The 12,241-nt window shown below is 71.6% G+C and carries 9 protein-coding genes; all 9 read left to right on the plus strand.

The features are described from left to right. Window positions 1-195 precede the first annotated feature (195 nt). The 9 genes from AC07F3_RS06770 (at window position 196) to obgE (ending at window position 12,196) form a co-directional block, all read left to right on the plus strand. Window positions 196-660 (plus strand): hypothetical protein, encoded by a 465-nt coding sequence (locus tag AC07F3_RS06770; RefSeq protein WP_479111162.1) that lies wholly within the window; start codon window positions 196-198, stop codon window positions 658-660. A gap of 9 nt (window positions 661-669) precedes the next feature. Next, complete coding sequence (locus tag AC07F3_RS06775; protein WP_479111164.1) at window positions 670-2,490, plus strand: alpha/beta hydrolase; 1,821 nt, start codon at window positions 670-672, stop codon at window positions 2,488-2,490. A 125-nt stretch (window positions 2,491-2,615) separates the two neighbouring features. Beyond that, window positions 2,616-3,446: a hypothetical protein gene (locus AC07F3_RS06780; protein ID WP_479111166.1), complete on the plus strand. Its 831-nt coding sequence runs from the start codon at window positions 2,616-2,618 to the stop codon at window positions 3,444-3,446. A gap of 259 nt (window positions 3,447-3,705) precedes the next feature. Then, entirely contained in the window at window positions 3,706-4,485 is a 780-nt protein-coding gene (locus tag AC07F3_RS06785; RefSeq protein WP_479111168.1) for a hypothetical protein, read from the plus strand. Window positions 4,486-4,618: 133 nt separating this feature from the next. After that, complete coding sequence (locus tag AC07F3_RS06790; RefSeq protein ID WP_479111907.1) at window positions 4,619-5,398, plus strand: TIGR03936 family radical SAM-associated protein; 780 nt, start codon at window positions 4,619-4,621, stop codon at window positions 5,396-5,398. A 236-nt stretch (window positions 5,399-5,634) separates the two neighbouring features. Beyond that, entirely contained in the window at window positions 5,635-9,669 is a 4,035-nt protein-coding gene (locus tag AC07F3_RS06795) for an Rne/Rng family ribonuclease (RefSeq protein WP_479111170.1), read from the plus strand. A gap of 353 nt (window positions 9,670-10,022) precedes the next feature. Then, window positions 10,023-10,343, plus strand: coding sequence for a 50S ribosomal protein L21 (gene rplU, locus AC07F3_RS06800; RefSeq protein WP_114036861.1), 321 nt, complete (start codon window positions 10,023-10,025; stop codon window positions 10,341-10,343). A gap of 14 nt (window positions 10,344-10,357) precedes the next feature. Continuing rightward, window positions 10,358-10,612: a 50S ribosomal protein L27 gene (gene rpmA / locus AC07F3_RS06805; RefSeq protein WP_114036862.1), complete on the plus strand. Its 255-nt coding sequence runs from the start codon at window positions 10,358-10,360 to the stop codon at window positions 10,610-10,612. A gap of 144 nt (window positions 10,613-10,756) precedes the next feature. Continuing rightward, entirely contained in the window at window positions 10,757-12,196 is a 1,440-nt protein-coding gene (obgE, locus tag AC07F3_RS06810; RefSeq protein WP_479111172.1) for a GTPase ObgE, read from the plus strand. Window positions 12,197-12,241 lie beyond the last annotated feature (45 nt).

The raw sequence follows: 12,241 nt of genomic DNA on the forward strand, positions 1-12,241 counted from the left end.
CATCTGTGCCCAGGTGGACACGGCAGCTTCGTGTTCCGGGGCCTAGGTACGGATACTCAGTCGATTTGAGTGATCGCGCAGGCAGTTTGAGAAACAGCTGTTTTATAGCGTGTGCGACAGCAAGGTCGAAGAGTGCACGGGCCGACCGGGGCGTCCCCGACGCGGGCCCCGGGGCCACGGGGGAGGAAGCTGCGCATGGCGTGGGACGAGTGGGAACAGCTCAAGGCCGATGCCGCGGCACGCGGTGGTGCAACCCGCATGCAGATCAACGGTGTTCCACCGGCCGGTCCGGACGCGCCGGCGGGGAGCGAAGTCACCGGGGGGCTCAAGACGACCAAGGCCGCGTGGGTGAAGGCCGGAGCCGGCGTGGGTGACCAGCGTGAAGGTCTCGGGAAGGGGCTGACGGCGCTGAGTGAGGGACAGAAGGGCCTCGGCTCGGCGGAGGGCTGTCTGACGGCCGTGGCGCAGGTCAGGGTGCACGCGTCGTGGGCGCGCTATGTGCGGGACCTCAGCGAGAAGTGTGGGGCGCTCCAAGGGGTTCTGGAGCAGACGGGTCACGATCTGCTGCGGACCGACAAGACGGTCACGGCCGCGTTGGAGCAAGTGCGGATCAAGTATCAGGACACGCCCGCTGTCGGCGGCGACCCGCGGAACCGGTGATCGGCGGCCATGGACCTGGCAACATTGCGCAAGCTCAAGCCGTCCGAATTCGTGGAGGCCGCGGAGGGGTACCGAGCCATCAGCGACCGGGCAGGCCCTTCCAAGGACGATTTGACCAATCGAGTCGTCCCCGGAATGCACAAGGCCCTTTTCGGTGCCGCCGCGACCGCAGCGATCGGTCAGATTCAGCAGTTGGTGGACAACTTTCAGTACACGCAGGTTGAATGCGGGCTGATCAGTGCGGCTCTGAATGGTTTTTCGCATGACATCGCGGCCGCGAAGAACAAGCTGGACGCCGCGATTGCCGATGCTGAAGCCAACAAACTCACAGTGAACCCGGACGGTTCCGTGAGCTACCCGGCCGGCGGCAGACCGGATGCCCTCACGCCTTCTCCCGGCGGCAGGACGACTGGACAGACAGACCCCACCGCCCAGGCGATCAGCCGCCAAGCGGCCCACTTCGATCCCAACCCCGGCTTCCGCCTCGCCCAGGAGTGCGCGGACCGTATTGCCGAGGCGTTGAAGGAGGCGACGGAAGCCGATGAGAAGTGGGCTCCGAAAGTCCAAGCGCTGGTGGCGGATGACGACTTGACGGTCTCCGCACGCGATTGGGCTGACGTCGAGTCCGACACGCGAGGGGTCGCCGAGGCCGCGGACGAGTACCTCCACTCCCTTGCTGCTCCGCCGCATCACGGGACGCCGAAACAGAACGCGGAGTGGTGGAAGTCCCTCAGCGCCGAGGAGCGCTCCGCTTATCTGTCGGTCCACCCCGACACGATCGGCGCCCTGAACGGGTTGCCCGCGGACGTTCGCGATGAGGCCAATCGCTCGATCTTCACGGAAAAGCGCGCTCAGGATCAGCTGGAGCTGGCTTCGATTCCCCCAGAGCCCACGAACAAGTACACCTACACGACGGCCGGTGGCTTCGCTGCGCGGGCTTATACCGATGAGTGGGTGGCGTGGAACAACAGGTACGGGGATCGTAGGGCCCAGTTGACCAGTGCCGTCGAGGCCATGGGGCAGATCCAGAGGCGATACGACAACTACAACGGGGACTCGACGACGCGTCCCTACCTGCTGGGCTTCGACGACAAGAAGCTGGGCCACGTCATCATGTCCATCGGCAATCCGGATACGGCTGACAACGTGACGACGTATGTCCCGGGCACGGGCGCGAAGCTCACGGAGATCGACGGAGCGATCCAGCACACCGAGAAGCTGCAGGCCCAGGCGGCGACCATCGACCCCACGCACACCACCGCGTCCATCGTGTGGCTCGGCTATGACGCTCCCCAGGACGTCATGGGCGACGCGAGGGACCCCAAGTTCGCCGACGCCGCGAAGGAGCCGCTGAGCGACTTCCTCATGGGGGTGGACGCCGCCCATGGGGGCCACGTGAACTCGACCGTCCTCGGCCACAGTTACGGCTCCCTCGTAGTGGGTGAGGCCTTGCGTGACCACCCCGGTATCCCGGTCGACAACGCGATCCTGGTGGGCAGCCCGGGCGCGGGGGTGAACCATGCGAAGGACCTGAACATCCCCGCCGACCACGTGTGGGCCGCCACCGCGAAGAACGACCTCATCAATCTCGCTCCGCCGCCTTCGGGCCCGCTGGCCCCGCTCAATCCGAAGGAGTACATGCGCCTCTTCGACGATCACTCCATCCTGTACGGCTACGACCCCACGTCCGACGCTTTCGGAGGGCAGACGTTCCATGTTGCGGACGGAAAACCCCCGGGATCGGATGGGTTCATGCCTGCCCACTCGCAGTACTGGGAGAACGAGTCCCTCGTGAACATGGCGACGATCGCGACCGGAGGGAAGCCGTGAGGCGTCGCCCGGCCGCCCTGACGGCCCTGTTCTTGATCATGGCGGTGGGGGGAGCGGCGTGCGGAAACGGAGACGGTGGCCGCAGCGGCCAGAGTGACAAGACCACACAGAAGCGGACCGCCACCATGGACGAGCAGCAAGCGACCCGACGGGCAGATGAGATCATCCGCCAAGCCACGGACGGGATGGTGCCCAAGCCGACCTTGAAGCGGGTCGGCCCCGCGCCCGTGGGCCCGTGCCTGGCTGATGACGACGCCTCGGCGAGCGGACGCATGCAGGTAGGTCTCACGTACCAGTTGACCGATGTGCCGGGAAGCGAAGCCAAGCGGTTGCTCCGTCATGTTCGCGACGCCTGGGTCAAGGAGGGGTACACGTTCACCTCTCCCGACGCCGACTGGAGCGTTCCGTTCCCCAAGTTCTTCATGCGCACGCCCACCGACGACTTCTGGATGAACGGCCTCATCGGCCCGACCAACAAGGAGACCGGCGAGGGCATCGCGGCGATTTCCGTCACGTCTCCCTGCTTCGTCGGCGGCGCAGGGACGCCGCCGGAGGCGAAACCGGCCGCTTACCGGACGCCACCTGCGACGTCGGACGCGGAGCGTCGCGTACTGCAGCACTCCAGCCGGATCTACGAAGCCATTCAGGTCCGTGATCAACCGCAAGCCGGCGACGGGGTGAGCCGCGTCGAGGATGGCGCGGACGTGCTGACGCATCACACATGGTCGACCGTGCCCCTTGGCCGGGAGGCGCTCAAGGACGCGCTTCGTCGCGGGCGCGACAGCCTTGGCGCGGCGGGGTGGACTGTGCGCTCCCTGCCTCTGGGCAACGACCAGGACATGATCGTGGCACGTCACCCCGCGGATGGCAGCCTCGCCCGCGTTGTGCCGTCGACCGATGGCACGGTACGAGTCGCCGTGACGACGGTCGATCATGAGGGCACCTGGTCCGCTTGACGCCGGGACGACGTCGAGGGCGGAGTGTCGAGGGGTGGAAGCGCCTGCCCGGCCCTTGTGGTGGGTGCGTCGTCAGCCGCTGAGCGCGGCGCTGGGTGCTTCGCCGCGACCCGGTGGCGACGGGCGTGCCGAAGGCGGGCACCGGGCCAGTGCAACGTCCGGTGGGCCTGCGCGCGTCCGCGTACACGTGGAGAACCGACCGGCCTCACAGGCCCCCGAAGGCTGTCTCACCGTCGCCGTCCGGCTGCCCGTGCGGGTTGTGGTGCTTGTTCTCGTCGTGCCCGTGCGGATGGTCTGGGGCCTTCTCGGGGGTGGCGCGAAGGCGCTGTGGCGGGTGTGGGGCGTGGTCCCGTTCGGGTGGTTGTGCGGACGGGTGCTGACGCCGCTCGGGCAGGCAACCGCCCGGCTGGCGCGGGTGGTTGGGCGCGGGGTGGCCCGGGTGTACCGGGTGGTGCTCACGCCGGTGGGGCGCGGGGGCGCGTGGCTCGCGTGGGCGGTGTTCGTGTGGCCGTGGGTCACGCTGTGGCGGTACGTCGCCGCTCCGGTGCTGCGGTACGGCCTCGTGGTGCCCGCCGTCCGGCTGTACCGGCACGTGCTCGTCGGGCTGGCGATGCTCGCGGTCCCGGCGGTGTGGTTCTGCCGCACCGTGCTCGGGCCGATCGGGCGGGCGGTTCTCGTCGTCCTGCGCGAGATCGGCGCCGCGTTCGGTCACGCCTGGCGGATCGCCGGGTTCCTTTCGCGCGCGGTCGGCCGGGGCCTCGGGTGGCTCGCCCGGAACCTCGCCGGGCGTCCCCTGCGCTGGACGTACGCGACTCTGCTCACGCCCGTGGGGCGCTGGGTGCGGGACGCCGTGCTGCGACCCGCGGCCCGAGCCGTGCGCGAGACCGTGCGATCGGCCGGGCGCGACGCGTGGCGGGCGCTGGTCGGGGGGCCGCCCCGGGAACGGGGTGAGCACCGGGCGCGTACTCTGGGTAGTACAACTACTGCCTCCGGCGCGGTGCCCGCCCCCGAGATCTCCCTCCGCGAGACGGAGGGATGAGCCGGGTGGCGGACGGGCCGTGACCGGAGGGACCCCCACAGGACGGTGGGCGGCGCTCACCGCGCCCGCCCCGCACCGAGGAGAAGAACCACTGGGCAAGCGACAGCCCGAAGGCCCGCCGCCCGCACCTGCGGTGCAGCGCATCCGACTGCGCTACACCAAGCGCGGCCGCCTCCGGTTCACCAGCCACCGCGACTTCCAGCGTGCCTTCGAGCGGGCCCTGCGCCGCGCCGAGGTACCCATGGCGTACTCGGCGGGCTTCACCCCGCACCCCAAGGTGTCGTACGCGAACGCCGCGCCCACCGGCGTCGGCTCCGAGGCCGAATACCTGGAGATCGCCCTCACCGCAGAGCGCGACCCCGAGAAACTGCGCGTTCTGCTCGACGAGTCGCTGCCCACCGGGCTCGATATCGTCGACGCCGTCGAGGTCCGCACCTCGGGCCTCGCCGACCGGCTGACCGCATCCGTATGGGAGCTGCGGCTCGACGGCGTCACCGTCGAGGCGGCCGAGAAGGCCGTCGCCGCGTTCCTGGCCGCCGAGACCGTCGAGGTCCAGCGCAAGACCAAGAACGGCATGCGCACCTTCGACACCCGGGGCGCGGTCGCCGAGCTCCAGGCGCTTCCTCCGCAGGCCGATAGGCCTCTCGGCGAGGCCTGTGCGATACTGCGGCTGGTAGTGCGGCACCTGACACCTGCCGTACGACCCGACGACGTCCTGTCCGGTCTCCGAGCTGTGGCCGACCTGGCGCCGCCGGTCCCCGCAGCGGTGACCAGGCTGGCGCAGGGGCTCTTCGACGAGGAGTCCGGCACGGTGACCGACCCGCTCGCGCCCGACCGCGAGGCAGCCCCGGCCGCTCCACAAACAGCCGCCGGGACCGTCTCAGCGACGGCGCCGGAAGGTCCCGCCGCGTAAGGGCGGTCGTTGTAGCGCAGCCCTGGCACTCGGGAGCCACCTGGGTCGGGCCGCGCACTGACCTAAAAGACTTTCGCCAGGCCGTGCGTACAGAGCGCAGGGAACCGGCGAGCCAGACATAACAGCTCCCGTGCGGCGCCCGCGCCCCGGACGGCGGCACCCGCGCACATCACGCGGTCGTGCCGCCGGACCGGAACAGGCGCGGCGCCCGGGAGCGTGACGGGAGCTACGCCCGCATGCTTGAGCAGAACGAACCCGGCACCGCCGGGGACAACAACGAACAGAACAGCCCCAGCGACACGCTGCCGCCGCGCCGCAGGCGCCGCGCGGCGTCGCGGCCCGCGGGTCCGCCGGTGGGCGCCCAGACCGCGGAGCCCACGGCGCAGACCGCCGAGCCGGTCACGCCGGTCGCCGCGGCCGAGGAGGCCGACGCCGCTCCGGCGCCGCGCACCCGTCGCCGCGCCACGCGCAAGGCGACGGCCCCCTCCGGTGCGCCGCAGAGCGCCGAGGCATCCGCCCCGGTCGACACGCCCGCCGAGGCTCCCGCCCTGGCAGAGGAGGCCGCCGAGGCTTCCGCGCCGCGTACGCGTCGTCGTGCGACGCGTAAGGCGACGGCTCCGGCTGGTGCGCCGCAGGTGGCGGAGGAGATCGTCGAGCCCGTCGCGGCTCCGGTCGACACGCCCGCCGAGGCTCCCGCCCCGGCAGAGGAAGTCGCCGAGGCTTCCGCGCCGCGTACTCGTCGTCGTGCGACGCGTAAGGCGACGGCTCCGGCTGGTGCGCCGCAGGTGGCGGAGGAGATCGTCGAGTCCGTCGCGGCTCCGGTCGACACGCCCGCCGAGGCCCCCGCCCCGGCCGAGGAGGCCGCCGAGGCTCCGGCGCCGCGTGCCCGTCGCCGCGCGACGCGTAAGGCGACCGCACCGCAGACCACCGTCGCGGCCCCGGAGATCGCCGAGGTCGTCGAGGACGAAGAGGCCGAAGACGCCGAGGAGACCGAGGAGCTCGCCGCCGCCGAGACCGCCCCGGTCGTGGCCGACGAGGCGCCGCGCGGCCGTACCCGCCGCCGGGCCACCCGTCAGGCGACCGCCCCCGCCGCCGAGGAGCCCGCCCGGGCCGAGGCCCCGGCCGCCGCCGAGGCCCCCGCGGCCGAGGACGAGGCACCCCGTGGTGGCCGCACCCGCCGCCGCGCCGCCCGGCCCGTGTCCACCCCGCAGTTCACCCCGGTCGAGCCGGAGCCGAAGGCCGAGACCCCGGCCGAGGAGCCCGCCACCGGACGGTCCCGCCGCCGCGCCACGCGTCCCGCCGTGGCCGTGTTCCAGGCGCCGGTCTTCACCGAGCCGATGTTCCAGACCCCGGAGACGGCCGCGGCCGCCGCCGCTGCCGCCCGCGTCGAGGAGCCGGAGTCCGCCGAGGCCGAGGAGACCGCTGACGAGGCGGCCGAGCCCGCCGCCGAGCCGCAGGGCCGCTCGCGCCGTCGCCGCCGCCGTGGCGAGCCCGCCGAGCCGGTCCTGGACAAGCCCGCCGACGAGCCGGTCGACGAGCACGCCGAGGAGCCCGCCGAGGCCGAGGCCGAGGCCGAAACCGAGGACACCGACGACGACCGGCCCTCGCGCCGCCGGCGCCGCGGTGGCCGTCGCCGCCGCCGCGGTGAGAGTGCCGAGTCCGAGGACGCCGCCGAGGAGCAGGCGTACGAGCCGGCCGAGCAGTCCGGCGAGAGCGCCGAGTCCGAGGAAGAGGACGAGGAGCACGAGGACGAGGACGCCGACGGCACCCCGTCCGCTGCCGGTACCAGCAGCAGCCGTCGCCGCCGCCGGCGCCGCCGTCGCTCCGGCGACGCGGGCCCCGAGAGCGAGCAGGGCTCCGACGACCCCGAGCGCACCGTCGTCAAGGTCCGCGAGCCGCGCCCGGCCCGCGAGCGCGCCGAGTCCCTCTCGTCGGGCTCCACCTCCTCCGACGAGGTCCAGTCCATCAAGGGCTCGACGCGTCTGGAGGCCAAGAAGCAGCGCCGCCGCGAGGGCCGCGAGCAGGGCCGCCGCCGCGTCCCGATCATCACCGAGGCCGAGTTCCTGGCCCGCCGCGAGGCCGTCGAGCGCGTCATGGTCGTCCGCCAGAGCGGCGAGCGCACCCAGATCGGCGTCCTGGAAGACAACGTGCTCGTCGAGCACTACGTCAACAAGGAGCAGGCCACCTCGTACGTCGGCAACGTCTACCTGGGCAAGGTCCAGAACGTGCTGCCGTCCATGGAGGCCGCGTTCGTCGACATCGGCAAGGGCCGCAACGCCGTCCTGTACGCCGGTGAGGTCAACTTCGAGTCGCTCGGCATGGGCAACGGCCCGCGCCGCATCGAGGCCGCCCTCAAGTCCGGGCAGTCGGTGCTCGTCCAGGTGACGAAGGACCCGATCGGCCACAAGGGCGCCCGCCTGACCAGCCAGGTCTCGTTGCCCGGCCGCTACCTGGTCTACGTGCCCGAGGGCTCGATGACCGGCATCAGCCGCAAGCTGCCCGACACCGAGCGCGCGCGCCTGAAGACCATCCTCAAGAAGATCGTCCCCGAGGACGCGGGCGTCATCGTGCGCACCGCCGCCGAGGGCGCGAGCGAGGACGAGCTGCGCCGCGACGTCGAGCGCCTCCAGGCGCAGTGGGCCGACATCCAGAAGAAGGCCAACCAGATCTCGACGTCCTCGCCGTCGCTGCTCTACGGCGAGCCGGACATGACCGTCCGGGTCGTCCGCGACATCTTCAACGAGGACTTCTCCAAGGTCATCGTCAGCGGTGACGAGGCCTGGGAGACCATCCACGGCTACGTCGCGCACGTCGCGCCGGACCTGACCGAGCGGCTCTCGCGCTGGACCAGCGAGGTCGACGTCTTCGCGACGTACCGGATCGACGAGCAGCTCGCCAAGGCCCTGGACCGCAAGGTCTGGCTGCCGTCCGGCGGCTCGCTGGTGATCGACAAGACCGAGGCGATGATCGTCGTCGACGTCAACACCGGCAAGTTCACCGGCCAGGGCGGCAACCTCGAAGAGACCGTCACGAGGAACAACCTCGAGGCGGCCGAGGAGATCGTGCGCCAGCTGCGCCTGCGCGACCTGGGCGGCATCGTCGTCATCGACTTCATCGACATGGTCCTGGAGTCCAACCGCGACCTGGTCCTGCGTCGCCTGCTCGAATGCCTGGGCCGGGACCGGACCAAGCACCAGGTGGCCGAGGTCACCTCGCTCGGCCTGGTGCAGATGACCCGCAAGCGGGTCGGCCAGGGCCTGTTGGAGTCGTTCTCCGAGACCTGCGTCCACTGCAACGGGCGCGGCGTGATCGTGCACATGGAGCAGCCGACCGCGGTCGGTGGCGGTGCGGGCAAGCGCGCGAAGAAGCGCGGCCGCGGCGGCGCCGAGCACGACCAGCACACCCACGAGCACGAGGCTCACGAGGCCGCGTACGTCGAGGCCGCCGAGTCCGTCGACGCCGTAGAGTCCGAGGCCGAGGTCGCCGCGGAGATCGCGGCACCGGTCGCGCTCGCCGAGCCCGAGTTCGTGCCCGACGAGGAGCTGTACAGCAGCGTCGCCGAGGCGGAGGCCGCGGCGCGCGGACGTTCGCGTCGCCGCGCCACCCGCAAGGCCTCGGCCCCGGCCGGCGCGCCCCGTACGGCCGCCGTCGAGGCGCCGGCCGTGCCGGTCGAGGAGCCGGAGGCCGCGCAGGCCCCCGCCGCGGTGACCGTCGCCTCGTTCATCGAGGACGACGCGCCGCGCGGCCGCACCCGTCGCCGCGCCACCCGCAAGGCGACCGCCCCGGCGGGCGCGCCGACGGCGTCCGTCGCCGAGCCGGTGGTGGTCGTCACGGAGTCCGAGCCGAAGGCCGCGGAGCCGGTTGCTGAACCGGCCGCCCCCGCCGCCGAGCCGGTCGTCGCGTCCGTGGCGGAGCCCGTCGCCGAGGAGGCGCCCGTCGCCGCCCCGCCGCGGGCCCGCCGCCGGGTGACCCGCAAGGCCACGGCCCCGGCCGGATCGCCCGCGGGCGCCGAGGAAGCCGCGGTCGTCGTGGTGGCCGCCACCCCGGCCGCCGAACCGACCGAGGCCGCCGAGCCCGCCGAGGAGGCCGCACCGGCCAAGAAGGCGGCGCGCAAGACGGCGAAGAAGGCCACGGCGAAGAAGGCCGCCACGAAGAAGACGGCGGCCAAGAAGACCGCGGCGAAGAAGACGACCGCCAAGAAGGCCACCGCCAAGAAGACGGCGGCGGCCGAGAAGCAGCAGTCCTCGGTCTCGGCGTCCACGGACAGCTGAGACCGGCCGGTCGACGGCCGACGGGTTCCGCCCGTCGGCCGACGGGCGGTGAGCGTCACGGGCCGACTGGAGCCCGCCCCGGGACCACCGGGGCGCGGGTCCGGTCGGCCGATGGACGAACGGCCCTCGGGCCCGGCTTTCCGGGCGCGGACCGGTGGTTTCGTTGCCGAGCGGTGCGGGTAACGACCCTGGTTTGACCCACCACGTCCGGCCCCGTAGCCTTGACCCTCGGCGTGTTTATATACGCGCCTGCCCCTGAGCACCTCACCTCCCGGTCCGCCGGGGGAGGCCCCCTGCTTTTCTGCGGGAGGGCTGGCTTCAAGGGTTCCGTATCGAGCGAGAGAGAGATCCGCGTGTACGCCATCGTGCGCAGCGGTGGTCGCCAGCACAAGGTTGCTGTCGGCGACATCGTTGAGGTTGACAAGATTTCCACTGCCAAGGTTGGCGACACGGTCGAGCTCTCGACCCTGCTCGTTGTCGACGGCGACGCTGTGACCAGCGACCCGTGGGTGCTGGCCGGTATCAAGGTCACCGCCGAGGTCGTGGACCACCACAAGGGTGCCAAGATCGACATCCTTCGGTACAAGAACAAGACCGGCTACCGCCGTCGCCAGGGCCACCGCCAGCAGTACACGGCGATCAAGGTCACCGGTATCCCCACGGCTGCGAAGTAAGGGACTGAGGAGACATGGCACACAAGAAGGGCGCATCGTCCACTCGGAACGGTCGCGACTCCAACGCTCAGCGGCTCGGTGTGAAGCGCTTCGGCGGTCAGACCGTGCTCGCCGGTGAGATCCTGGTCCGCCAGCGCGGCACCCACTTCCACCCGGGTGCGGGCGTCGGTCGCGGTGGCGACGACACCCTGTTCGCGCTGCAGGCCGGTGCGGTGCAGTTCGGCACCCACCGTGGCCGCAAGGTCGTGAACATCGTTCCGGTTGCCTGATCACTTAGGCACCCGTAGAGCGGTTTCAGCGGAGGCGGACCTCACTTCCCCCACGGGAAGCGGGTCCGCCTTTCGCGTGTTACTAGATAGACATTCCCGTACTCTCCCGACTTCCCGTCGGGGGGACCCCCAGGAGGCACACCCATGACCACCTTCGTGGACCGCGTCGAGCTGCACGTCGCCGCGGGTAACGGAGGCCACGGCTGCGCCTCCGTTCACCGTGAGAAGTTCAAGCCGCTCGGCGGCCCGGACGGCGGCAACGGCGGCCGTGGCGGCGACGTCACCCTGGTCGTCGACCAGTCCGTGACCACGCTGCTCGAATACCACCACTCGCCGCACCGCAAGGCCACCAACGGCCAGCCCGGCGCCGGTGACAACCGCTCCGGCAAGGACGGCCAGGACCTGATCCTGCCCGTGCCGGACGGCACCGTCGTGCTCGACAAGCAGGGCAACGTGCTGGCCGACCTGGTCGGCGAGGGCACCACCTACATCGCGGGCCAGGGCGGCCGCGGCGGCCTCGGCAACGCGGCGCTCGCCTCCGCCCGCCGCAAGGCGCCCGGCTTCGCGCTGCTCGGCGAGCCGGGCGAGGCCACGGACATCGTCCTGGAGCTCAAGACCGTCGCCGACGTGGCCCTGGTGGGCTACCCGAGCGCCGGAAAGTCCTCGCTGATCTCCGTCCTCTCGGCGGCCAAGCCGAAGATCGCGGACTACCCGTTCACGACGCTGGTCCCCAACCTCGGCGTGGTGACGGCCGGTTCGACCGTCTACACCATCGCGGACGTCCCCGGCCTGATCCCTGGCGCCAGCCAGGGCAAGGGGCTGGGCCTGGAGTTCCTGCGGCACGTCGAGCGCTGCTCGGTCCTCGTGCACGTCCTGGACACCGCGACGCTGGAGTCCGAGCGCGACCCGGTCTCCGACCTCGACATCATCGAGGAGGAGCTCAAGCAGTACGGCGGCCTCGACGACCGGCCCCGCATCGTCGTCCTCAACAAGATCGACATCCCGGACGGCAAGGACCTCGCGGACATGATCCGCCCCGAGCTCGAAGAGCGCGGCTACCAGGTCTTCGAGGCCTCCGCCGTCGCCCGTACGGGCCTGAAGGAGCTGTCCTTCGCGCTCGCCGGGATCGTCGCCGAGGCGCGTGCCGCCAAGCCCAAGGAGGAGGCGACCCGCATCGTCATCCGCCCGAAGGCCGTCGACGACGCGGGCTTCACCGTCGCCTTCGACGAGGCCAACGACGTCTACCGGGTGCGTGGCGAGAAGCCGGAGCGCTGGATCCGCCAGACCGACTTCAACAACGACGAGGCCGTCGGCTACCTCGCGGACCGCCTCAACCGCCTCGGCGTCGAGGAGGCCCTGATGAAGGCCGGTGCGCGCTCCGGCGACGGCGTGGCCATCGGGCCCGAGGAGAACGCGGTCGTCTTCGACTGGGAGCCGACGATGATGGCGGGCGCCGAGATGCTGGGCCGCCGTGGTGAGGACCACCGTCTCGAGGCGCCCCGGCCTGCCGCCCAGCGGCGCCGGGACCGGGACGCGGAGCGGGACGAGGCGGATCGCGAGTTCAAGGAGTTCGGCCCCTTCTGAGGCCCGCTCCCCAACCCGGCCCCGGCCGGGGCCCCGCCCCGGATG

The organism is Streptomyces sp. NPDC045846, from assembly GCF_056431605.1.